Raw genomic sequence first — 22,487 nt, 5'->3', positions numbered from 1 at the left:
AACCCGTCGTAACGACGCAGAGGTTTTACGAGAGCTTGATATCCAGGCCGATGCCGAGGATGAAGATCGTCCAGATGATTCCGACGAATACGGTCAATCGGTCGAGGTTGCGCTCGACGACGGACGAACCAGACAGACTCGACTGGACGCCACCACCGAACAGCGACGACAAGCCGCCACCTTTACCACGATGGAGCAAGACCAGAACGATCAGCAAAACGCTGGTGATCACAAGTCCAATGTCCAGGGCTAGCTTCACGTGTTGATTCCCATCAGATCTGAAGTTCGAGCGGCCGATCTACGACTGTACCCGGCCACACTGCATAACCCGGAAATGGGGCGTTCGGGCGAACGCGACCTGCGGCGGAGACGAAGCCGAAGGCGGAGGTCGACCGAATGTCTGTTCGCCCGAACACCCCAATTCACGAGATCAGGGCAGTGGACCACCGGCAGCGATGGCCGAGAGGGTCGCAAACTCGTCCGACTTGAGCGACGCGCCGCCGACCAGTGCACCGTCGACGTCGGTCTGGCCGACGATCTCCCCCACGTTCTTTGCGTTCACCGATCCGCCGTACAGGATGCGAACCGAGTCGGCGACCTTTGCATCGGCCAATTCGGCCAGTGTGGCCCGTAGTGCGGCGCACACTTCCTGTGCGTCGGCAGCGCTGGCAACACGTCCGGTGCCGATGGCCCAGACGGGTTCGTAGGCGATGACGACCTTCGCGATCTCGGCGGCGCTCAGACCGGCGAGGGAACCCTTGAGCTGCTCGATGTTGTAGTCGACGTGCTCACCGGCCTCGCGGATCTCCAGGCCCTCACCCAGGCACACGATCGGGGTCAGTTTGTACTTCAGCGCAGCCTTGGTCTTGGCCAGCACCACCGAATCCGTCTCGCCGTGCATTGTGCGGCGCTCGGAGTGCCCGACGACCACAAAGGTGCAACCGAGCTTGGCCAGGAACGACCCGCTGATCTCACCGGTGTAAGCGCCGGAATCGTGTGCCGACAGGTCCTGTGCGCCATAGGTGAGCAGCAGCTTGTCGCCGTCGACGACGGTCTGCACGCTACGAATGTCGGTGAACGGCGGGATCACCGTCACGTCGACCTTGTCGAAGTACTTCGACGGCAGCGCGAAGGCGATCTTCTGAACCAGCGCGATGGCCTCGAGGTGGTTCAGATTCATCTTCCAGTTGCCCGCGATGAGCGGTTTACGCGATGCCATGTCAGTTCTCCAATACGGTCAGGCCGGGCAGTTCTTTGCCCTCGAGGAATTCGAGCGACGCCCCGCCACCGGTCGAGATGTGGGAGAAGCCGTCCTCGGGCAGGCCGAGCAGTCGAACCGCGGCCGCACTGTCGCCGCCGCCGACAACGGAGAACGCGCCACCACTGGTGGCACCGATGATCGCCTCGGCCAGACCCTTGGTCCCGGCCGCGAACTTCTCGAACTCGAACACACCGGCCGGTCCGTTCCAGAACACGGTCTTGGCCTCGGCCAGAACCGCGGCGAACCGCTTGACCGACTCGGGTCCGATGTCCAGACCCATCCAGCCGTCCGGGATCTCCTCCGCCGAGACGACCTTCGCCTGCGCATCGGCGGCGAACTTGTCTGCCACGACCACATCGACCGGCAGATGGATGACGTCACCGAAGCGCTCGAGGAGCGAGCGGCAGACGTCGATCTGATCTTCCTGCAGCAGCGAGTTGCCCACCGGCAGCCCGCGGGCCGCCAGGAACGTGAACGCCATACCGCCACCGATCACCAGGGTGTCGACCTTGGGGGCCAACGACTCGATGACACCGAGCTTGTCGGAGACCTTCGAACCACCGAGCACCACCGCGTACGGGCGGGCGGTGTCGGTGGTCAGCTTCACGAGAACCTCGACCTCGGCCGCGACCAGGCCGCCGGCGTAGTGCGGCAACAGCTTTGCCACGTCATACACCGACGCCTGCTTGCGGTGCACAACACCGAAGCCGTCCGAGACGAACGCACCGTTGTCCCCGGTCAGTTCCACCAACGCCTTGGCGAGCTTGTTTCGCTCGGCAGCATCCTTGGAGGTCTCGCGCGGATCGAACCGCACGTTCTCCACCATCATCACGTCTCCGTCGGTCAGACCCTCCGACCGTGCGAGGGCGTCACCGCCGACGACGTCGGTGGCGAGCTGGACGTTGCGTCCCAGCTCGGCACTGAGCCGCTCGGCGACCGGGGCCAACGAAAACGCCGGATCCGGAACACCTTTCGGGCGACCGAGATGCGCGGTCACGATGACCTTTGCACCCGCTTCGGACAGGGACTTGATGGTGGGCACCGACGCCAGGATGCGACCTGGATCGGTGATTTTGCCATTGTCGAGCGGAACGTTGAGGTCGGAACGGACCAAGACGGTCCGGCCTTCCACTCCGGTCTCGAGCAGGTCTGCGAGGGTGGGTACCGAGATGGTCATCAGATGCGTTGTCTCTTTGCGATCGGTGATACGGGGTACAGGCGTCGTACGAGGCAGGCGCAAACCTGCCGAAAACCAAAGGGCGAGAACCCCTTAGAGGGACTTGGCAACCAGTCCGATGAGATCGACGAGGCGGTTGGAGTAGCCCCACTCGTTGTCGTACCAGGACACGATCTTGACCTGCTCGTCGATGACCTTGGTCAACGGCGCATCGAAGATCGAGGAATGTGCGTCGGTGACGATATCCGACGACACGATCGGGGCCGTGCTGTACTTCAGGATGCCCTTGAGCGGTCCCTCGGCAGCAGCCTGCATCGCAGCGTTGATCTCGTCGACGGTGGCCTTCTTCTTGAGGATGGCCGTCAGGTCGGTGACCGAACCGGTCGGGATCGGCACCCGCAGCGCATAGCCGTCGAGCTTGCCGAGCAGCTGTGGGAGAACCAGGCCGATTGCCTTGGCGGCGCCGGTGCCCGTGGGAACCACGTTGAGTGCCGCGGCGCGAGCGCGACGCAGGTCGCTGTGCGGGCCGTCCTGCAGGTTCTGATCCTGGGTGTAGGCGTGGATCGTGGTCATCAGACCCGAGACGATGCCGAACTCGTCATCGAGAACCTTGGCGATCGGTCCGAGGCAGTTGGTGGTGCACGAAGCATTCGAGATGATGTTCTGGCTGCCGTCGTACTTGTCGTCGTTGACGCCCATCACGATGGTGATGTCTTCGCCCTTGGCGGGTGCGGAGATGATGACCTTCTTGGCGCCGGCCTCGAGGTGACCCTTGGCCTTGGCGGCGTCGGTGAAGATGCCTGTCGATTCGACGACAACGTCGACACCGAGGTCGCCCCACGGCAATTCGCTGAGCGGTCCGCGGTGTGCGAGTGCCTTGATCTTCTTGTCACCGACGACGATCGTGTCGTCGCCTTCGAGCGAAACATCCTGCGGCAGACGGCCGAGGATGGAGTCGTACTTGAGGAGGTGTGCCAGGCTCGCATTGTCGGTGAGATCGTTGACTGCAACGATCTCGACATCCGTGGTGCCCAGCGCCTTCTGCGCCTCTATCGCGCGGAAAAAGTTGCGGCCGATCCGGCCGAATCCGTTGACGCCTACCCGAACGGTCACTATGAGCTCCTTAGCTTTGCGGTGTGCTGGGCCATCGTGTGGCCCCGCCTCTGCGGCAATGCTCAGCCTAGTCGTCGCCCGCGCGCCAAGCACCCCCGGTCCGCCTGCGTCGATGCGCGCAACATGCACGTGACGTGCATTTCGCAGGAGAACCGGGCGTGGCCAGCTATTCGTCGTCGAGGAGGTCGGCGGTGACGGCCGACTCGGTGTCCGGAATTCCGTCTGTCCTGGCCTTCTTGTCAGCCATCGACAGCAGTCGCCGAATACGTCCTGCCACAGCATCTTTCGTCATCGGCGGATCGGCCAACTGGCCGAGTTCCTCGAGAGAGGCCTGCCGGTGGGTGATGCGCAGCTGACCGGCCGAGATCAGGTGGTCGGGAACCTGATCACCGAGGATCTCCAGCGCGCGCTCGACCCTGGCGGCCGCGGCCACCGCGGCACGGGCCGATCGGCGCAAGTTGGCATCGTCGAAATTCGCCAGGCGGTTGGCCGTCGCCCGGACCTCGCGCCGCATCCGGCGCTCTTCCCAGGTCAGCCTGGTGTCCTGCGCGCCCATGCGGGTCAGGAGTGCGCCGATGGCCTCACCGTCGCGGATGACCACCCGGTCGGCGCCGCGGACCTCACGGGCCTTCGCGGTGACACCGAGGCGTCGGGCGGCGCCGACGAGCGCAAGTGCCGCTTCCGGGCCGGGGCAGCTGACCTCCAGAGCCGACGAACGGCCCGGTTCCGTCAGTGAGCCATGAGCCAGGAAAGCTCCCCGCCAGGCGGCTTCGGCGTCGCCGACGCTGCCGCCGACAACCTGTGCGGGCAGACCACGCACCGGGCGTCCGCGCATGTCGAGCAGGCCGGTCTGACGGGCCAGGGCCTCGCCGTCCTTGGTGACCCGGACGATGTAACGGGCGCTCTTGCGGATGCCCCCGGCGCTGAGGACATGCGCTTCGGAGGTGTACCCGTAGAGCTCGAAGATCTCGCGCTTGAGGCGGCGCGCGACGTTGCCGAGGTCGACCTCGGCTTCGACCACGACCCGGCCTGCCACAATGTGGAGTCCGCCCGCGAATCGCAAAAGCGCTGAAACTTCTGCCTTTCGGCAACTCACCTGCGTCACAGCCAGCCGACTCAGTTCGTCTTTGACCGCGGATGTCATCGCCACCGGACGCGTTCTCCCTCTGTGGATGTCGTTTCAACTTTCGATCGGTAGCCTGCCGATTTACTATCGCACAAGCCACCTATGAGAGCGGCAACCCTGCCTGGGTCATGGGTGTGGGTTCCCGCAACTGCGAGTTCACCATCGTGCAGCGTAGCCCCAAATTTCGCCGCCGCTCGTTCAACGTGTTCACGTTCTGATCCCACCGGAACAGAACCCGAGTCCACGAGCACATGATCGACCCGGAAATCGTCGGCGTGAGCAAGGAGCACGTGCAGATGTCGCTCCACCGAAAAGCCGGTCGTCTCACCGGGTTCGGGAGCCAGGTTGACGATCAGTACCTTCTTCGCGGACGTCCGTTTGAGGGCGGCGAGCTGATCGGGTACCAGTACATGCGGGATCACACTGGAGAACCAGGAACCCGGACCCAGCACCACCAGATCGGCGCCCTCGATCGCCTCGATCGCCTCCGGGCAGGCAGGCGGCGGGTTCGGCGAGAGGCGTACGCGGCGCACGATGCCCGGGGTGGTGGCAACTGCGACCTGACCGCGGATGGCCCGGCTGATCCGAGGATCGTCCTCGAGACCGGAGACATCGGCCTCGATCTCGAGTCCGGTGGTCGACATCGGCAGGACCCGGCCGCGAACCCCGAACAGCTCGGTCATCATCTCGAGTGCTTCGACCGCATCGCCGGTGGCCTCGGTCAGTCCGGCCAACAGCAGGTTGCCGACCGGGTGTCCGGCCAGCGCGCCGCGTCCACCGAAACGGTGCTGTAGCAACGAAGCCCACTCCTGCGGGGGTCGTACACCCGGACCGACATCGGGGCCTTCGCTCGACGGCTCGGTGGCCGCGAGCAGGGCGGCGATGGCCATCCGGAGGTCGCCGGGCGGCAGGACACCGAGTTCGGACCGGAGCCGGCCCGAGGAACCACCATCGTCGGCCACCGTCACGACCGCGGTCACATCGTCGCTCAGCAGTCGCATCGCCGTCAGCGTTGCGTACAGTCCATGCCCTCCCCCGAGAGCCACGATCTTCACTCGCGCCCCAGATCTCGGTGGGCCACACGGACCGAGAAGGAACCGTCGATGTCCGTCGCCTTGGACAGCGCCGCGGCCAGCGCTTCCGTGATCGCCACACTGCGATGTTTGCCACCGGTGCAGCCGATCGCAACGGTCATGTAGCGCTTGCCCTCACGTCGGTATCCGTCGCCGACCAATCTCAGGATCTGCTCGTATTTCTCGAGGAACTCCGGCGCGCCCTCCTGGCCGAGGACGTAGTCGCGGACCGGTTGTTCCAATCCGTTGTGGTCTTTGAGTTCGGGTACCCAGTAAGGATTGGGAAGGAATCGGACGTCGGCGACCATATCGGCGTCGATCGGCAGACCGTATTTGAAACCGAACGATTCGACCACCACACTCACATCGGCGACCGAGGCCTCGGCGTATGCGCCCTCGATGATCACGCGGAGCCGCTGTACCGACAGACCCGACGTGTCGACCACGAGATCGGCCCGTTCCTTGACCCCCGCCAGCATCCCGCGTTCGGTCACGATCGCAGAGATCAGGGTGCCGTTGCCCTGCAGCGGATGTCGTCGTCGGACCTGCTCGAACCGTTGGACCAGCACCTGGTCGGAGGCCTCGATGAAGATGACGCGCGGTTCGATACCGACACGATCGAGGTCCGCGCGCAGGGTCTCCAGCGCCGAGGCGTACGAGTCGTCCTGGATCCGCATCACGATCGCCAGCCGGGAGATCGCCGAATCGGCACCCCTGGCCAGTTCGACCATCGAACCGATCAACGTGTGGGGCACGTTGTCGGCGACGTACCAGCCGGCATCCTCGAGGAGGTTGCCAACGGTGCTGCTGCCGGCGCCGGACAAACCGGTGACCAGTAGTACGTCGGGGGTCTGTGCGGGCGGCGGCGTGACCGCGTTCTCGACTTCACTCACGGTGTGGGTCCTGTCTTCTCACTCTGATTATGTTCGACAAGCGCCGCTTGCACCGCGCGTGCGGTCATCTGCCCGATACCCGGCACCTCCGCGATCTCTTCGGCCGTGGCCTGCCGCAGGTTCGCGACCGATCCGAAATGGGAGACCAGAGCCGCGCGCCGGGTGCTGCCGAGCCCGGGCACGCCGTCGAGCGCCGAGGCCGTCATGCGCTTGCTGCGCTTGCTTCGGTGGAAGCTGATGGCAAAGCGATGCGCCTCGTCGCGAACGCGCTGCAGCAGGAACAGCGCCTCACTGGTGCGCGGGAAGATCACCGGATCGTCATCGCCGGGCACCCACACCTCCTCGAGGCGCTTGGCCAGACCCACCACGGCCACATCGGTGATGTTCAACTCATCGAGTACGGCCGCGGCCGCATGGACCTGCGGCGCACCGCCATCGACGACGAACAGGTTCGGCGGGTAGGCAAATCGTCGGGGACGCCCGGTCTTCGGATCGATCGCCGCCTCCGGGGCAGCATCTCCCCCATCTGCGCCCTCTGCGACATCGATCGGGGCCGGCTGACCGTTTGCAACATCGACCCGATGCCGCAGGAACCGGCGTCGGGTCACCTCGGCAATTGACGCCACGTCGTCGGAATGCCCGTCTCCGGCAGCCTCTTTGATCGAATAGTGGCGATAGTCGGACTTACGCGGCAGGCCGTCCTCGAACACCACCAGCGATGCCACGACGTCGGTGCCCTGCACATGTGAGATGTCGATGCATTCGATGCGCAACGGCGCAGAGTCGAGTCCGAGGGTCTCCTGGATCTCGGTGAGGGCCGCCGACCGGGTGGTCAGATCGCCTGCCCGCTTGAGTTTGTGATGTGCCAGCGCGTCCGCGGCATTGCGGTGCACGGTTTCCATCAGCGCCTTCTTGTCGCCGCGCTGCGGGATCCGCAGGTCGACGTTGCTGCCACGCAGTCTCGTCAGCCAGTCACGGACCTCATCGACATCGGGCGGAAGGGCCGGGACGAGAACCTCCCTTGGCACCGGATCGGCCTTCGTACGGCCGTCGTCCACCGACACCGACTCCGCCTGGTCGGCCTGTTCGCCGTAGAACTGGGTGAGGAACTGGCCCACCTGATCCGCCAGGTCGTCATCACCGGACTTCTCGACGATCCAGCCTCGCTGGCCTCGGACCCGTCCACCACGAACGTGGAAGACCTGGACGGAGACCTCGAGCTGATCACCTTCCATCGCAACGAGATCGGCGTCGGTCCCGTCTCCGAGGACCACCGACTGGCGTTCGAGTGCACGGCGCAGCGCGGCGATGTCGTCGCGCAGACGCGCGGCACGCTCGAAATTCAGGTCGGCCGAAGCCTTTTCCATCTGAGTTTTCAGGGTGTTGATCATCCGGTCGGTGCGGCCGGCCAGGAAGTCGCAGAAGTCCTCCACGATGGCGCGGTGCTCGGCGGCACTGACCCGGCCGACACACGGCGCAGCGCATTTGTCGATGTAACCGAGAAGGCATGGCCGGTCGATCTGATGGTGCCGCTTGAACACCCCGGAGGAACAGGTGCGGGCCGGAAAGACCCGGGTCAGCAGATCGAGCGTTTCCCGGATGGCCCAGGCATGCGAATACGGGCCGAAATAGCGCACGCCCTTGCGCCGCGGTCCGCGGTAGACGAACAGCCGGGGGTATTCCTCGTTCATCGTCACGGCCAACATCGGATAACTCTTGTCATCGCGATAGCGGACGTTGAACCGTGGATCGAACTCTTTGATCCAGTTGTATTCGAGTTGGAGCGCCTCGACCTCGGTGGCGACCACCGTCCATTCCACGGAGGCGGCGGTTGTCACCATCTGGCGGGTGCGCGGATGCAGCGTCGTCAGGTCGGCGAAGTAAGACGTCAGGCGGGAGCGAAGATTCTTCGCCTTGCCCACGTAGATCACTCGCTGATGCGCGTCCCGGAACTTGTAGACACCGGGGTCGGTGGGGATACTCCCCGGGACCGGTCGGTACGTCGTCGGGTCAGCCACAAATCCAGGCTAGTACCCCGCAGTGACAGATCGTGAATCCCCCGCGCCGGGCCCGCCGAGAATCGACTGTCAGACCTGCCTGCCGAACCGTTCGTGCAAAGCCCGGACCTCGGCCATGGCGTTGACGGCCCGTTCGCCGTCGTTGGCCTGAATGGCCAAGATCGGCACGTGCTCGTCCTCTGGCAGTTCCAGCCGCGCCCAGCTCCCACTGCGCGGGTACCGGATGCCCTCGATGATCGACCAGTCAAAGATCCGCTCGTTGAACAGATTTCGGACCGCGATACCTTCGGCGCCGACCCGGATCCGCGCCCGGGCGATGAGCATGAACGTTCCACCGATGATCATGCCGAGCCCGACCATCGCGATCTGGTCGGCGAGCTTGAACACGACACCGGAGTCACCGACCTGGAGCAACAGCGCCACGATCACATGCACGATGACCACCGCCACAGCGGCGATCATCGAGTATCGCGGCGACTTCCGGGCGCGGTAGACCATCAGCCACCGGGGTTCGTCGGTCATCGCAGAGACTGTATCGGTCTTGGCTTGTGTACTCATCAGACTTCGGGGTGGTATTCGCCTCGGGACAGCGCGCGCAGGGTCAACGCCGAGGCGATCGCCGCCGTCGCGGCCTGTGCGCCCTTGTCTTCCTTCGAATCAGGCAGACCTGCGCGGTCCAGGGCCTGCTGCTCGTTGTTGGTGGTGAGCACACCGTTGCCGACCGGGGTCGACTCGTCGAGCGAGACCCGGGTCAGGCCGCTGGTGACCGCATCACAGACGTAGTCGAAGTGGGGCGTATCGCCGCGGATCACGACACCGAGGGCGACCACCGCGTCGTGATTGCGGGCCAGCGCCTGCACGATGACCGGGAGCTCGATGGCACCGGCCACCCGCACGATCGTCGGATCAGTGATCCCGACCTCGGCCGCCGCGGTGGTGGCGCCGGCGAGCAACGACTCACAGATCGTCGAATGCCATTGCGAGGCAACAATTGCCAACTGCAGACGGCTCGCATCACCCAGGTTCAGTGTTGGTTCTCCGGCACCGCTCATGCTGGATTGCCTCCGCTCAGTTCGGTGTCTTGGTGATCCAGCTCATTGCCCTGATGAAGATCGTCCAGGCCGACGAGGTCGTGTCCCATCCGATCCCGTTTGGTACGCAGGTACCGCAAATTCTCCGCATTGGGCCGAACCGGCATCGCAACCCGCTCGGTGATGTGCAGGCCATAACCGTCCAGGCCGACACGTTTGGCCGGATTGTTGGTCAGCAGGCGCATCGACGAGACACCGAGATCGACGAGGATCTGGGCGCCGAGACCGTAATCGCGGGAATCGGCGGGCAGGCCGAGCTCCAGGTTCGCGTCGACGGTGTCGGAACCGGCGTCCTGCAGCTGGTATGCCTGCAGCTTGTGCAGCAACCCGATGCCGCGACCTTCATGTCCACGCATGTAGAGCACGATGCCGCGGCCTTCGGCGGCGACCATCTCCATCGCCGCGTCGAGCTGCGGACCGCAGTCGCAGCGCAGCGAACCGAAGACGTCTCCGGTCAGGCACTCCGAGTGCACGCGGACCAGGACGTCGTTGCCCTCACCGTCGGGTCCGGCCACGTCACCCAGGACCAGGGCCACGTGCTCGACCTCGTCGTAGATGCTGGTGTAACCGACGGCCCGGAAAGCGCCGTGGCGCGTGGGGATCCGGGCATCGGCAACCCGGACGACATGCTTCTCGTGACGACGGCGCCAGGCGATGAGATCGGCGATCGAGATCAGCGCCAGGCCGTGCTCGTCGGCGAATACCCGGAGTTCCGGGGTCTGCGCCATCGCGCCCTCGTCCTTCTGGCTGACGATCTCGCAGATCACGCCTGCGGGCGCCAGATCGGCCATCCGGGCCAGATCCACGGCGGCCTCGGTATGACCGGGACGGCGCAGGACGCCACCCTCTTTGGCGCGCAGCGGCACCACATGTCCGGGGCGGGTGAAGTCGCCCGCCGTACTGGTCGGATCGGCGAGCAACCGCATGGTCGCGGCACGGTCCGAGGCACTGATACCGGTGCCGATCCCCTCGCGGGCATCAACGGTGACGGTGTAGGCGGTGCCGTGCTTGTCCTGGTTCACCGAGTACATCGGCGGCAGACCGAGGCGGTCGCAATCGTCGCCGTCGAGAGGGACACACAGGTAGCCGGAGGTGTACCGGACCATGAACGCCACCAGTTCGGGCGTGGCCTTCTCGGCCGCGAAGATCAGGTCGCCTTCGTTCTCGCGGTCCTCGTCATCGACGACAACAACCGCCTTGCCTGCCGCGATGTCGGCGAGCGCACGTTCGATCGTGTCGAACTTGGTGCCCTGATGTAGGCCTGTAGTGGTGCCCACCTGGTTGCTCATTACTCCACTCCGATCGCGGATAGCCGTTCGACGTATTTGGCTATCACGTCGACCTCTAGGTTAACGACCACTCCCGCGACTGCTTCCCCCAAGGTGGTCAACGCGAGAGTGGTTGGGATGAGCGATATCTCAAACCAGTCCGGGCCGATCGACGAAACGGTCAACGAAACACCATCGACGGTGATAGAACCCTTTTCGACGATGTAGCGGGCGATGGAACCGGTGGTCCCGATCCGCACCACGGTCCAGTTCTCGCCGGGTGTGACTGATTCGACTGTGCCGATGCCATCGACGTGACCCTGGACGATGTGGCCACCGAAGCGGCCGCCTGCGAGCATCGCGCGTTCCAGATTGACCGGGCTACCGGGTCCGAGGTCGGCCAGCGAACTGCGTCGCAGCGTTTCACCCATCACATCTACGGTGAAGGCGCCGTCGTCCGTGAGGTCGACCACGGTCAGACAGACGCCGTTGACGGCAATCGAATCCCCGTGTCCGGCATCACTGGTGACCAGCGGACCCCGGACGGTGAATCGTGCCGCGTCGGTCAAGTCTTCACGCGCAACAATGCTGCCGCGTTCCTCGACGATTCCCGTGAACATCGCCTACTCCTTCAATCGCTTTGCGATCTCAGGGCGGCACATGGCCGGGTCGGATGAAGACCCACCAGGTGGAGTTCTCTCACATCCGGACTATGACCGTCGGCTCCGGGATCTCACCGGAATCTGCTCGACCCCTCACCGGGTGAGGGCGCTCGCGGGCTCAGTGTCTCAACTGTTGTCGATTCACTTTTACCGCCGGTGGGGAATTGCACCCCGCCCCGAGAACTTCCACCATAGAAACTACCACATCGGGCATATATCGTGACCAGGACTAACGACATGAATGGCCCGGTCAGGGCGCTGAATCAGTTTGCATTCAGTGTGAGCAAAACATCGTCGCCCAGCGTTTCGACGCGCTCGGTGGTGAACCGGCGCGCCTGCGACAACGTCAGGACCGAATTGTCGACCACTGCGGCCGCTCCCCCGCCGATCACCAACGGCGCCAGGTACGCCTGGACGCGATCGACCAGTCCGGCCGCGAAGAACGCACCCAACAACCGCGCCCCGCCCTCGATCTGGACGTTGGTCAGCTCGCCCAACTCCTCGATCACCCTCGCCGGGTCGTGCTCGGCGATCTGCACCGTCCTCGCGCTCGAATCGAAGATGTTCGCCCCGGCCGGGATCTCCCGTCGACCGACGATCACCCGCAGCGGCTGATGTTCGCGCAATGAGCCGTCGGGATATCGGGCTGTCAGCGACGGATTGTCGGCGAGCACGGTTCCGGTGCCGACCACGATGGCGTCGATCTGTGCACGTTCGTGGTGCACCCGCTCGCGTGCCGGACTGCCGGTGATCCATTGACTGGTTCCGTCCGGAGCGGCGATCCGGCCGTCGATGGACGCCGCGAACTTGGCGGTGACCATCGGCCGTCCGCGCTCTTGCCGGAACAGCCATTCACGCAGCGGACCGTCACGCGCCTCATCGATGCCGACGCCTGCCTGAACCGAGATTCCGGCTTGTTCCAGACGGGCGTGACCTCCGCTCGCCAACGGGTTCGGGTCCGACACCGCGTAGACCACGGCGTGCACACCCGCCGCGATCAAGGCCTCGGTGCAGGGACCGGTGCGACCGGTGTGGTTACAGGGTTCGAGTGTGACCACCGCGGTACCGCCTGCGGCCCGTAGCCCGGCCTGCTCGAGGGCGACGACCTCGGCATGTGCGCCACCGGGTGGCTGGGTGTGTCCGACCCCGACCACGGAACCGTCGATGCCGAGAATCACCGCACCCACCGGCGGGTTGGGGGTGCTCTGGCCGCGGGCGCCGTACGACTCGGTGATCGCCCGGCGCATCGCCTCGCCGATCAGCCCCGTCATGACAGCCTGCGGCCCGCAGCTGCTTGCGCGCGTAGCGATTTCACGGCCTCGGCAGGATCGCTTGCGCCATAGACCGCGGAACCGGCGACAAAGCAGTCCACCCCGGCCTCGGCGGCCTGTTCGATGGTGTCGGCGTTGATCCCGCCGTCGATCTCCACCAGGATCCGCAGTTCCCCGGCGTCGACCAGCGAGCGCACCCGTCGCACCTTGTCGAGTACCCCGGCGATGAACGATTGGCCGCCGAAGCCCGGCTCGACACTCATCACCAGCAGGGTGTCGAAGCTCTTGAGGATCTCGAGGTACGGATCGAGTTCGGTGCCGGGCTTGATGCTCAGGCCCGCCTTGGCGCCTGCCGCGCGGATGTCCTTGGCGACCGCGATCGGGTCGTCGGTTGCCTCGGCATGGAAGGTGACGTTGTGCGATCCGGCCTCTGCGTATCCGGGGGCCCAGCGGGCCGGATCCTCGATCATCAGGTGGCAGTCGATCGGGATGTCGGTGGCCTTGAGCAAACTCTCGACGACCGGCAGTCCCAACGTCAGGTTGGGCACGAAGTGCCCGTCCATGACGTCGACATGTAACCAGTCGGCACCCTTGACCGCATCGGCCTCGGCGCCGAGCTTTGCGAAATCGGCGGACAAGATGGACGGCGCGATCATGGGTGACGTCTGCATGGCAACAATCCTATGTGCCCCTCCACCTCACAAACGCTCCGGTTATACGAAGACGCTCCGCATGTACGCGGAGCGTCTTCGTATAACCGGAGCGTTTGTGGTCAGTCCTTGCGGAGAGCCGCGAAGAACATCGCGTCGGTGCCGTAGAGATGTGGCCACAGCTGGACGTACGGGCCGGGACCGACACCCTCGATCGGCACCAGTTCGCGGGAGTCGATGGCGGTGATGGGGAGTTCTGCGACCGCGCGGTCGACAACCTGCGTCGTCTCCGCCGGGTGCGGCGAACAGGTGGCGTAGACGACCACGCCGCCCGGGCGCAGTAGGTTCACTGCGGATTCGAGTAATTCTTGTTGCAGCACAACGAGTTCTGCGACATCAGCCGGGGTCCGCCGCCAACGGGCCTCGGGACGGCGCCGTAGCGCACCCAGACCCGAACACGGCGCGTCGACGAGGATCCGGTCGTATCCGGGTTCCAGACCCGGGTCGCGGCCATCGGCGACCTTCACATCGACCGGCAGATCGCGCGTGGCCTTGCGGATCAATTCGGCTCGGTGTGGGGCCTTTTCGATGGCGTCCACGCGGGCACCCTCGATCTCGGCGAGTGCACCGAGCAGTGCGGCCTTGCCTCCCGGCCCGGCGCAGAGGTCGAGCCAACGGCCGTTGTCGTCGCCGACAAGGGGCGCCTGCGCCAGTGACCGGGCGACGAGCTGGCTGCCTTCGTCCTGAACGCCTGCCATGCCCTCACGGATCGGGTCGAGGTCACCGGGATCGCCACCATCGAGATAGACGCAGTACGGCGAGTAGCGCCCGACCTCGCCGCCGGTGATCAACGCGAGTTCTTCCGCGGTCAGCAACCCGGGGCGGGCCACCAGATGTGTCAGTGGCCGTTCGTCGTCGGCGGCCAAGGCCGCCTGCAGCGCTCCGGCCGAACCGCCCAGTGCGTCATTGAAGACCTCGGCGATCCACTTGGGGTGGGCGTACTGGAATGCCAAGTGCCCGATCAGATCCTCGGTGATGGGCGGCGCGAGTTCCTGCACCCAGAGGTCTTCGTCACGCTGAGAAACCTTGCGCAGGATCGCGTTGACGAAGCCGACCGGTCCGTGTCCGACCCGCGATCGCACCAGATCCACCGACGTCGACACCGCTGCGTGCGCACCGATCCGGGTCCGCAGGAGCTGGTAGGTACCCAGGCGCAGGACGTCGAGTACGGGACCGTCGATGTCAGCGACCGGGCGCTTGGCGACGTACGCGATGATCGCGTCCAGCATGCCCGCCGCGCGGCACGTGCCGTAGGTGAGCTCGGTTGCCAGCGCCGCATCGCGGCCGGTGATCTTCCGCTCGCGCAACATCTTCGGCAAGATCAGGTTGGCGTACGCGTCCCGTTCGCGGACGGCTTTCAGCACGTCGGCGGCGGCGATGCGGGCCGGATCGATCGGTGTGGATTCGCGTTGGGTGCCGGCCTGGTTGTCGGTGCCGGGCTTCCCAGTGGGCTGGTTCATGACAATGCCTGTCCGTCGGTCAGCCTGGCTCCGCGTGCCCAATCAGCACCGGCCATGGCCTTTTTGCCTTGTGGTTGAACCACATCGAGGCGGATGGGATCGGTTTGGGTGCCGACCATGAGTGCTTTTTTGGTGACATGCAATTCACCGGGTGCCGGTCGCTCGTCGACGTCCGACACGATCGACGCCTTCGCTATCTTGACGCGCAGGTCTCCGAGGTTCGTCCACGGACCCGGCGCCGGTGTCATCGCGCGGATGTGACGGTCGACGAGATGGGCCGGGAGATCCCAACGGATCCGGGCGTCGTCGATGGTGATCTTGGGCGCGGTGCTGATGCCGTCGGTCGGCTGCGGCACGGCGATCAGGGCGCCGTCCTCGAGCCCGTCGATGGTTGAAACCAGCAATCCGGCGCCGGTCTCCGACAATCGCCCGAGCAGATCACCGGCGGTGTCGGTGGGCCGGATCCGCTCGGTGACCACACCGAATACCGGGCCGGTGTCCAGGCCCGCCTCGATCCGGAACGTCGTGGCACCGGTCACCTCGTCCCCAGCGGCGATCGCGGCCTGGACCGGTGCGGCGCCACGCCACGACGGAAGGAGCGAGAAGTGCAGGTTGACCCAGCCATGCTCGGGCAGGTCGAGCAGTTCGGCCGGAACCAGTCCCCCATAGGCGACCACCGGGATGCATTCCGGTGCCCAGGCGCGCAATTGCTCAACCGCCTCGGGGTCGGCGAGCCGTCGGGGTGTGATGACCGGAACGTTGTTCTCGTCGGCGAGTTGCGCGACGGGTGAACGCGAGACCTTACGTCCGCGCCCGGCCGCGGCGTCGGGACGACTGATGACACCGACCACCTCATGGCGATCGGAATCGAGCAGTGCCTGCAACGATCCGACGGCGGGCTCAGGTGTGCCCGCAAACACCACCCGCATGTACAACCTCCATTGTCGAGACGGCCGCCGAAGATCGAGACGGCCATCCGAACAAGCTTAGAGGGCGGCTTGTACTCAGCCGATGGTCGGTGGATCCATCTGGACCCGGATCGGGGATGTTTCGTGCTGGGCGATCCGTCCGATCAACGCCACCCGCAATGCTGCGGCCAGGGCACGTCCGTCCGAACGTTTGCAGCGCAACAGTATTCGTTGCGGGTCGGGTACCTCTGCGCGATCCAGACCGGACGGCAGCCGAACCCCGGCAGGCAGTTCGACGGGTCCGAGCACTTCCCCACCCTCGGGCAGTGTCACCTTTTCGGCAAAGGCGATGACGGCAGGCCCGGCTCCGTCGATCGACGCCATCGTCACCGCAGGCGGGAAGGCGAGTTCGGTGCGCTGGTCGAGTTCGGTTTGCGCATATCCGACGGGATCCCACCGGATCACCGCCTGTACCGGGGCGAGCCCGGCATCGGCGACCACCACAACCGTGCCGCCCTGACCATGTGGCCGCACCAGCATGGCCGCCGACAGCCACCGCCGGACCGCTTCTTCGCCTGCCCGTAGTTCGGTGCGGTCGAGTTGGGCCCAGGTGTCGAGCAGGATGACCGCGCCGTAGCCGCCTGCCGCTACCGGTTCGGCACCCGGCGTCGAGACCACCACGTGGGCACCGTGCTCGACGTGTTCGACGAGTTTGTCACCGCCGGAAGTGAGGATCGGCACTCCGGGGAACGCCCGTCCCAGCTCCTCAGCGGTCCGACTCGCCCCCGTGGTCAGCGCCCGGACCTTGGTGAAACCACATTCGGCGCAACGGAAGTCGGCCTCGGGATGCCCACACCACCGACAACTGAGCATGCCAAGGCGCGAACTGTTCGCATCGGTGGGACCGTCGGCCTGCATCGGTCCGTGACAGCGTCGGCAACGCACGTGTGAACGGCAGCGTTCGCACGCCAGCGACGGCAGGTAGCCGCGGCGGGGCACGCTGAACAGCACCGCGGTGTCGGCCGCGACAGCGGCTCGGGCGGCGTCGAAGGCAAGCGCCGGAATGCGGGCCGAGCGGGCCAGCGGGTCGCGGGCCACACGGTTGTCCTCGTCGGAGAGCGCTTTGATCCGCGGCGTCCGTTCGCGGATGACCGCCCGCGGAGCGGTGAGGTCGTGGGCCCAGCCGGCCGCAACCAGCGCCTGGGTTTCCGTTGTTCGGGCCGAGCCCGCCAAGATCAGCGCACAGGTCTCCGAATGCGAGCGCAGGACCGCGACCTCACGGGTGTGCGGATAGGGCGCACGGGGTTCGCACAGGCTGTCGTCGCCGTCGTCCCAGACCACGATCAAACCCAGATTCGGAATCGGCGCAAACGCCGCGCTCCGGGTACCGATCACCACCGATGCCTGGCCGCGCAGCGCGCGCAACCAGCGTCGATACCGCGCTGATGGACCCAGACCCGCCGACAGGGAGACCACACGATCACCGATCAGGTCGGCGCAGGCCGTCTCGAGTCGATTCAGGTCACGCTGGTCGGGCACCACGATGATGGTGCTGCGCCCGCTGATCATGGTGTGGCAGGCGACCTCGGCCAGCCGGGCCGGCCAGTCCTCGCCGGGCAGCGCCTGCCAGGCCGCCCGCGCGGCCTTGCCGTCGGCGACCGCGCCCAGGAACGAGTCCGCGTGCCGATACGGGTCCCAGCCCGCCAGATCCACCGTCGGCGGCACCGGCGTACCGGCCGGGGCCGCGGTTGCCTGTTCGGTGCGGGCATGCCGGGGTGGGATGGCCAGGCGCAAGACGTCGGTCATCGTCCCGGCGTAGCGGTCGGCGACCGCCCGCGCCAGCGCTGCCAGCTCAGGTGTGAGGACCTGCTCGGGCGAGGTCACTCGTTCGAGCCAGCCGAGCCGGCCTGGATGGTCACTCGACTCGATGCGTTCGAGCAGATACCCGTCGACCAGGCGCCCGGAAAAGCGGACCCGGACCCGGACACCGGGCTGGGCCTGCTCGTCCTGGGCAGCGGTGACCTGATAGTCGAACGGTCGGTCCAGGTGTGCCAGACCCAGCAACGGCAGAACACGCGCGATCGGGAGCGTCGGGGCTAGCTCACGATCGTTCTTGGGGGCGATGGGCCTGGCTCGGACTAGATGCGCGCGTCAGATACCCGCCGCCGCGCGAAGCTTGTCGGCGCGGTCGGTGTGTTCCCACGGCAGATCGATGTCGGTGCGTCCGAAGTGGCCGTAGGCGGCGGTCGGCGCGTAGATCGGTCGCAACAGGTCGAGGTCGCGGATGATCGCACCCGGACGCAGGTCGAAGACCTCGCTGATCGCCGACTGGATCTTGGCCGGATCGACGTTCTCGGTGCCGAAGGTCTCGACGAACAGACCGACCGGGGCAGCCTTGCCGATCGCGTAGGCGACCTGCACCTCGATGCGTTCGGCCAGGCCGGCCGCGATGGCGTTCTTGGCCACCCAGCGCATCGCGTACGCGGCGCTGCGGTCGACCTTCGACGGATCCTTGCCCGAGAAGGCGCCGCCTCCGTGACGGGCCATGCCGCCGTAGGTGTCGACGATGATCTTGCGGCCGGTCAGGCCGGCGTCACCCATCGGTCCACCGAGGACGAACTTGCCGGTCGGGTTGACCAGCAGACGCACGTCACTGGTGTCGAGGAACCCGAGGTTCAGCTCTTCGAAGACCGAACCGAGGACCTGGTTGCGGATGTCCGGGGTCAGCAGGTTCTCGAGGTCGATATCCGCCGCGTGCTGGGTCGAGATGACCACGGTGTCGAGGCGGACCGGCTTGTCGCCGACGTATTCGATGGTGACCTGGGTCTTGCCGTCGGGACGCAGGTACGGCAGCACGCCGGTCTTGCGCACCTCGGTCAACCGACGCGCGAGGCGATGCGCCAGCGCGATCGGGACCGGCATGTACTCGGGGGTCTCGTTGGTGGCGTACCCGAACATCAGACCCTGATCGCCTGCACCCTGGCGGGCGATCTCGTCTTCGGTGATGCCCTCGACGCGGGATTCATAAGCGTTGTCGACACCCTGGGCGATCTCGGGTGACTGCGCACCGATCGCGACGTTGACGCCACACGAGTTGCCGTCGAAGCCCTTGGCCGAGGAGTCGTAGCCGATCTCCAGGACCTTCTCGCGGACGATCTTCGGGATGTCGGCGTAGGCGGTGGTGTTGACCTCACCCGCGACATGGACCTGTCCGGTGGTCACCAGGGTCTCGACCGCGACCCGCGCACGCGGGTCCTCGGTGAGCAGGGCATCCAGGATCGAGTCGCTGATCGCGTCACAGATCTTGTCGGGGTGGCCTTCGGTGACGGACTCGCTTGTGAACAAACGGGAATCGGTCATGGATTTCCTCTCGGCAGCGGTCGTCCTGGAGCGGACGGGTCGTGGGTGCGAAAACCCGCGGACCTCAAATTACACAGGCTTGGTCTTGTTGGTTGCATCGACCATCGATGCCCCATCATCAGGGCGCATGGCGACAACCGCGTCAAGTATTCGGCTCGCCATGAGTGTTTTGGTTCCCAGCGGCAGCGCGGTCTCGTGGCCGTCGGCGGCAAGCACCCAACCGGTGTTGTGGTCCATGCCGAAAGCCTTACCGTCACCGACCGCGTTCACGACGAGCAGATCGCAACCCTTGCGGGCCAGCTTGGCGCGCCCATGGTCCAGGACTCCATGATGCTCGTCGCCGGTCTCGGCGGCAAAGCCGACGATCGACACCTCCGCCGGGATCTCCCCGGCGCGACGCGCCTCGACCAGTCCGGCCAGGATGTCGGGGTTGGTGGTCAGCTCGATCGGCGCCGGGCCGTCACCGGTCTTCTTGATCTTCGACTGCGCCACCGACACCGGCCGGAAATCGGCGACCGCGGCGGCCATGATCACCACATCGGTTTCGGGCGCACGTTTGGCCATCTCTTCGGATAGGTGCTCGGCGGACTTGATCCTCACGAGCTCGACTCCGGCCGGGGTCGCGAGATCGTCGGTGGCGCCTGCCACCAACGTGACCTGCGCACCGCGTTGCGCGGCAGCGCGGGCCAGGGCGTAACCCTGCTTGCCCGAACTGCGGTTGCCGAGGTAGCGGACCGGGTCGAGAGGTTCGCGGGTACCGCCTGCACTGATCAGGAAGCGCACGCCGCTCAGGTCGTACGGCAGGGCGTCAGAACGTTCGAGGAGGAGCTCGCCGAGCAGGGCGATCTCCTGCGGGTCGGGCAGACGTCCGGCACCGGAGTCGACGCCGGTCAGTCGCCCCGACGCGGGGGTGATCACGGTGGCGCCCTGCGCTCGCAGGGTGCGGACGTTGGTCTGGGTTGCCGGGTGCTCCCACATCTCTGTGTGCATCGCCGGGACGAACATCACCGGGCAACGCGCGGTGAGAAGGGTCGAGGTCAACAGGTCGTCGGCTCTGCCGGACGCGGCCCGCGCCATCAGATCGGCGGTGGCCGGGGCGATGATGACCAGATCGGCTTCTTGCCCGAGGCGCACGTGTGCGACCCGGGGTACGTCGTCGAACACCTCGGTGCTCACCGGGTTACCGCTGAGCGCCTCGAAGGTGGCCGCACCGACGAACTTGAGTGCCGATTCGGTGGGGATGACCCGCACACCGTGACCGGCCTCGGTGAAATGGCGGATGACGGAGCCGACCTTGTAGGCCGCGATACCGCCGCCGACGCCCACAACGATGTTCTTGCGTGCACTAACCGCTTCGGTCACGAAACCTCATCCTCGCTGTTGGCGCCGCGAGTGATCTCCCGCCACCACATCCCCGACATACACGTGGTCCCACGATCCCGGAGATCCGGAATCGTGGGATTCGCGCTCACTCGCCTTCGGTGTGCTCGAGCAGGTCTGCGTGGATCTCGCGCATCGCGATCGACAGCGGCTTCTCCTGAAGACCCGGCTCGACCAGGGGGCCGACGTATTCGAGGATTCCGTCGCCGAGCTGGTTGTAGTAATCGTTGATCTGACGCGCACGCTTGGCCGCGAAGATCACCAGCGCGTACTTCGAGGACGCCCGTTCCAGCAACTCATCGATCGGCGGGTTGGTGATGCCAAGTGGGGTGTCGTACGCCGTCGCGTCGACCTCACCGATGAACTCGTCCTGGGTGGTCAAGCTGCTCACAGTTCTCCTACGATTTATTCAAACGGGTATCAACCAGCAAGGATAGCAACCTTTTGGCTGCGGAGTCGACTTCGTCGTTGACAATGACGTGATCGAACTCCTCGGCACTGTCCAATTCGGCTCGCGCCGTCTGCAGACGACGCTCGATCACCTCATCGGATTCGGTGCCCCGGCCACGCAATCGCGAGACCAGAACATCCCAACTGGGTGGGGCCAGAAATACGGTGACGGCCTCGGGCACGGCGGCGCGAATATTGCGCGCTCCGGCCAGATCGACCTCCACCAGAGTGGGTCGCCCCTGCTCCATGGCCTCGTATACGGGTTTGGCGGGCGTTCCTGAGCGTTGCAGCCCGCCATGGATCTCAGCCCATTCGAGGAGTTGATCCTCCTCGATCAGCCGATCGAACTCGTCGCGACTGACGAAGTAATAGTCGCGACCGTCCACTTCACCGGCCCGCGGTTCGCGGGTGGTGGCCGAGACGCTGAACACAAGTTCCGGGAGCAACTCCCGGAGCCGACGCACAACGCTCGACTTGCCGACAGCAGAGGGGCCGGCCAAAACCAGCAGCCGGCCCCTCTGTTGCAGATCTGGGCTCACTTGAAGAAGCGATCAGGCAAAGTCGAACTTCGCCAGTAGCGCCTTCTTCTGGCGATCTCCCAGCCCGCGCAGACGGCGGGTCGGGGCGATCTCGAGCTCGGTCATGATCTCCTGCGCCTTGACCTTGCCAACCTTCGGCAGGGCCTCGAGCAGAGCAGATACCTTCATCTTGCCGAGGATCTCGTCGTTCTCGGCATCCTTGAGTACCTGCTGCAGATCGGTGCCGCCACGCTTGAGGCGCTCTTTGAGCTCCGCCCGGGCCTTGCGAGCGGCAGCTGCCTTCTCCAAGGCAGCTGCACGCTGCTCATCCGTCAACTGGGGAAGGGCCACGGTTCCTCCGATATCGTCTGTGTGTTCTCTGCCCCGGCACCGGTGATGTCGGGGCGGCTGCCTTGTGAGGGCAGCGAAAGCGACCGTACCCACGTGAGCTGGGATTTGCGACCCCGACCCCCGCATTCCCCCACGAAAACGGGTGTTGTAAGCCTTTCAAAGTAGACCGGCAGACGAACCCGCCACTGATCGCCAAACTGGCGGTTCCGATTCTTCGACCACACGAATCATGTTGTGCTACAAGATATTTCAACGCCAGATCATCAAATTTTCGGGAACATGACGTACGTCACACTTGCGGTACTGCTGTGACAGGAGTTCCTCCGCGGAAAATTTCTCAGATTCTTGCGCCTTGCGCGTGTCGGAGATGGGTTTGACCTGCGATGAGTAGCGCTCG

General features: G+C 65.5%; 22 protein-coding genes and 1 riboswitch. All 22 genes read right to left on the bottom strand.

Annotation, left to right across the window (positions count from 1 at the left end):
- Positions 1 to 25: 25 nt before the first annotated feature.
- The 22 genes from secG to mihF all read right to left on the bottom strand — a co-directional run bounded on the left by secG (position 26) and on the right by mihF (position 22,090).
- Positions 26 to 259 carry a preprotein translocase subunit SecG gene (secG, locus tag AC1TPF_RS18060; protein WP_482139353.1) on the bottom strand — a complete coding sequence of 78 codons (234 nt, stop codon included), beginning with the start codon at positions 257 to 259 and terminating at the stop codon, positions 26 to 28.
- A 171-nt stretch (positions 260 to 430) separates the two neighbouring features.
- Positions 431 to 1,219 carry a triose-phosphate isomerase gene (gene tpiA, locus AC1TPF_RS18055; protein ID WP_482139352.1) on the bottom strand — a complete coding sequence of 263 codons (789 nt, stop codon included), beginning with the start codon at positions 1,217 to 1,219 and terminating at the stop codon, positions 431 to 433.
- Position 1,220: 1 nt separating this feature from the next.
- Positions 1,221 to 2,432 (bottom strand): phosphoglycerate kinase, encoded by a 1,212-nt coding sequence (locus AC1TPF_RS18050; RefSeq protein WP_482139907.1) that lies wholly within the window; start codon positions 2,430 to 2,432, stop codon positions 1,221 to 1,223.
- A 99-nt stretch (positions 2,433 to 2,531) separates the two neighbouring features.
- Positions 2,532 to 3,551, bottom strand: a complete 1,020-nt coding sequence (gap, locus tag AC1TPF_RS18045) for a type I glyceraldehyde-3-phosphate dehydrogenase (RefSeq protein WP_482139351.1) — start codon at positions 3,549 to 3,551, stop codon at positions 2,532 to 2,534.
- A gap of 166 nt (positions 3,552 to 3,717) precedes the next feature.
- Positions 3,718 to 4,695 carry a DNA-binding protein WhiA gene (gene whiA / locus AC1TPF_RS18040; RefSeq protein WP_482139905.1) on the bottom strand — a complete coding sequence of 326 codons (978 nt, stop codon included), beginning with the start codon at positions 4,693 to 4,695 and terminating at the stop codon, positions 3,718 to 3,720.
- Positions 4,692 to 5,732: a gluconeogenesis factor YvcK family protein gene (locus AC1TPF_RS18035; RefSeq protein ID WP_482139350.1), complete on the bottom strand. Its 1,041-nt coding sequence runs from the start codon at positions 5,730 to 5,732 to the stop codon at positions 4,692 to 4,694. Before AC1TPF_RS18035 ends, whiA begins: the two co-directional genes overlap by 4 nt.
- Entirely contained in the window at positions 5,729 to 6,643 is a 915-nt protein-coding gene (gene rapZ, locus AC1TPF_RS18030) for an RNase adapter RapZ (RefSeq protein ID WP_482139349.1), read from the bottom strand. The genes AC1TPF_RS18035 and rapZ overlap by 4 nt, the downstream gene beginning before the upstream one ends.
- Positions 6,640 to 8,661 carry an excinuclease ABC subunit UvrC gene (uvrC, locus tag AC1TPF_RS18025; RefSeq protein WP_482144898.1) on the bottom strand — a complete coding sequence of 674 codons (2,022 nt, stop codon included), beginning with the start codon at positions 8,659 to 8,661 and terminating at the stop codon, positions 6,640 to 6,642. Before uvrC ends, rapZ begins: the two co-directional genes overlap by 4 nt.
- Positions 8,662 to 8,730: 69 nt before the next feature.
- Complete coding sequence (locus AC1TPF_RS18020; protein WP_482139347.1) at positions 8,731 to 9,183, bottom strand: PH domain-containing protein; 453 nt, start codon at positions 9,181 to 9,183, stop codon at positions 8,731 to 8,733.
- A 35-nt stretch (positions 9,184 to 9,218) separates the two neighbouring features.
- Positions 9,219 to 9,713, bottom strand: a complete 495-nt coding sequence (gene ribH, locus AC1TPF_RS18015) for a 6,7-dimethyl-8-ribityllumazine synthase (protein ID WP_482139346.1) — start codon at positions 9,711 to 9,713, stop codon at positions 9,219 to 9,221.
- The gene (locus tag AC1TPF_RS18010; protein WP_482139345.1) at positions 9,710 to 11,041 is read right to left on the bottom strand and encodes a bifunctional 3,4-dihydroxy-2-butanone-4-phosphate synthase/GTP cyclohydrolase II; all 1,332 of its coding nucleotides are present in this window, start codon (positions 11,039 to 11,041) and stop codon (positions 9,710 to 9,712) included. The genes ribH and AC1TPF_RS18010 overlap by 4 nt, the downstream gene beginning before the upstream one ends.
- Complete coding sequence (locus AC1TPF_RS18005; protein WP_482144897.1) at positions 11,041 to 11,640, bottom strand: riboflavin synthase; 600 nt, start codon at positions 11,638 to 11,640, stop codon at positions 11,041 to 11,043. Before AC1TPF_RS18005 ends, AC1TPF_RS18010 begins: the two co-directional genes overlap by 1 nt.
- A gap of 69 nt (positions 11,641 to 11,709) precedes the next feature.
- A riboswitch (FMN riboswitch) is annotated at positions 11,710 to 11,870 on the bottom strand.
- Positions 11,871 to 11,945: 75 nt separating this feature from the next.
- Positions 11,946 to 12,953: a bifunctional diaminohydroxyphosphoribosylaminopyrimidine deaminase/5-amino-6-(5-phosphoribosylamino)uracil reductase RibD gene (ribD, locus tag AC1TPF_RS18000; protein ID WP_482144896.1), complete on the bottom strand. Its 1,008-nt coding sequence runs from the start codon at positions 12,951 to 12,953 to the stop codon at positions 11,946 to 11,948.
- Complete coding sequence (gene rpe / locus AC1TPF_RS17995; protein WP_482139903.1) at positions 12,950 to 13,609, bottom strand: ribulose-phosphate 3-epimerase; 660 nt, start codon at positions 13,607 to 13,609, stop codon at positions 12,950 to 12,952. The genes ribD and rpe overlap by 4 nt, the downstream gene beginning before the upstream one ends.
- 116 nt (positions 13,610 to 13,725) lie before the next feature.
- Entirely contained in the window at positions 13,726 to 15,123 is a 1,398-nt protein-coding gene (locus tag AC1TPF_RS17990) for an RsmB/NOP family class I SAM-dependent RNA methyltransferase (RefSeq protein ID WP_482144895.1), read from the bottom strand.
- Positions 15,120 to 16,052 (bottom strand): methionyl-tRNA formyltransferase, encoded by a 933-nt coding sequence (gene fmt, locus AC1TPF_RS17985; protein ID WP_482144894.1) that lies wholly within the window; start codon positions 16,050 to 16,052, stop codon positions 15,120 to 15,122. Before fmt ends, AC1TPF_RS17990 begins: the two co-directional genes overlap by 4 nt.
- A gap of 75 nt (positions 16,053 to 16,127) precedes the next feature.
- The gene (locus tag AC1TPF_RS17980) at positions 16,128 to 18,101 is read right to left on the bottom strand and encodes a primosomal protein N' (RefSeq protein WP_482145138.1); all 1,974 of its coding nucleotides are present in this window, start codon (positions 18,099 to 18,101) and stop codon (positions 16,128 to 16,130) included.
- Positions 18,102 to 18,182: 81 nt separating this feature from the next.
- Positions 18,183 to 19,391: a methionine adenosyltransferase gene (metK, locus tag AC1TPF_RS17975; protein ID WP_482139340.1), complete on the bottom strand. Its 1,209-nt coding sequence runs from the start codon at positions 19,389 to 19,391 to the stop codon at positions 18,183 to 18,185.
- A 69-nt stretch (positions 19,392 to 19,460) separates the two neighbouring features.
- Positions 19,461 to 20,753, bottom strand: a complete 1,293-nt coding sequence (gene coaBC / locus AC1TPF_RS17970; protein ID WP_482139339.1) for a bifunctional phosphopantothenoylcysteine decarboxylase/phosphopantothenate--cysteine ligase CoaBC — start codon at positions 20,751 to 20,753, stop codon at positions 19,461 to 19,463.
- 106 nt (positions 20,754 to 20,859) lie between these two features.
- Entirely contained in the window at positions 20,860 to 21,162 is a 303-nt protein-coding gene (gene rpoZ / locus AC1TPF_RS17965) for a DNA-directed RNA polymerase subunit omega (RefSeq protein WP_482139338.1), read from the bottom strand.
- 7 nt (positions 21,163 to 21,169) lie between these two features.
- A complete protein-coding gene (gene gmk, locus AC1TPF_RS17960) occupies positions 21,170 to 21,760 on the bottom strand; it encodes a guanylate kinase (RefSeq protein ID WP_482139337.1) in 591 nt (196 codons plus the stop codon).
- Positions 21,761 to 21,772: 12 nt separating this feature from the next.
- The gene (gene mihF / locus AC1TPF_RS17955) at positions 21,773 to 22,090 is read right to left on the bottom strand and encodes an integration host factor, actinobacterial type (protein ID WP_028463499.1); all 318 of its coding nucleotides are present in this window, start codon (positions 22,088 to 22,090) and stop codon (positions 21,773 to 21,775) included.
- Positions 22,091 to 22,487 lie beyond the last annotated feature (397 nt).

It is taken from the genome of Williamsia sp. Y853, assembly GCF_056786495.1.
This window is presented reverse-complemented; position numbering and strand designations above follow the sequence as displayed.

Excerpts from the sequence above, each read along its gene's own strand:
- tpiA (WP_482139352.1), bottom strand. The coding sequence starts at position 1,219 with ATGGCATCGCGTAAACCGCTCATCGCGGGCAACTGGAAGATGAATCTG.
- whiA (WP_482139905.1), bottom strand. The coding sequence starts at position 4,695 with ATGACATCCGCGGTCAAAGACGAACTGAGTCGGCTGGCTGTGACGCAG.
- AC1TPF_RS18020 (WP_482139347.1), bottom strand. The coding sequence starts at position 9,183 with ATGACCGACGAACCCCGGTGGCTGATGGTCTACCGCGCCCGGAAGTCG.
- ribH (WP_482139346.1), bottom strand. The coding sequence starts at position 9,713 with ATGAGCGGTGCCGGAGAACCAACACTGAACCTGGGTGATGCGAGCCGT.
- AC1TPF_RS18010 (WP_482139345.1), bottom strand. The coding sequence starts at position 11,041 with ATGAGCAACCAGGTGGGCACCACTACAGGCCTACATCAGGGCACCAAG.
- AC1TPF_RS18005 (WP_482144897.1), bottom strand. The coding sequence starts at position 11,640 with ATGTTCACGGGAATCGTCGAGGAACGCGGCAGCATTGTTGCGCGTGAA.
- ribD (WP_482144896.1), bottom strand. The coding sequence starts at position 12,953 with ATGACGGGGCTGATCGGCGAGGCGATGCGCCGGGCGATCACCGAGTCG.
- rpe (WP_482139903.1), bottom strand. The coding sequence starts at position 13,609 with ATGATCGCGCCGTCCATCTTGTCCGCCGATTTCGCAAAGCTCGGCGCC.
- AC1TPF_RS17990 (WP_482144895.1), bottom strand. The coding sequence starts at position 15,123 with ATGAACCAGCCCACTGGGAAGCCCGGCACCGACAACCAGGCCGGCACC.
- fmt (WP_482144894.1), bottom strand. The coding sequence starts at position 16,052 with ATGCGGGTGGTGTTTGCGGGCACACCTGAGCCCGCCGTCGGATCGTTG.
- metK (WP_482139340.1), bottom strand. The coding sequence starts at position 19,391 with ATGACCGATTCCCGTTTGTTCACAAGCGAGTCCGTCACCGAAGGCCAC.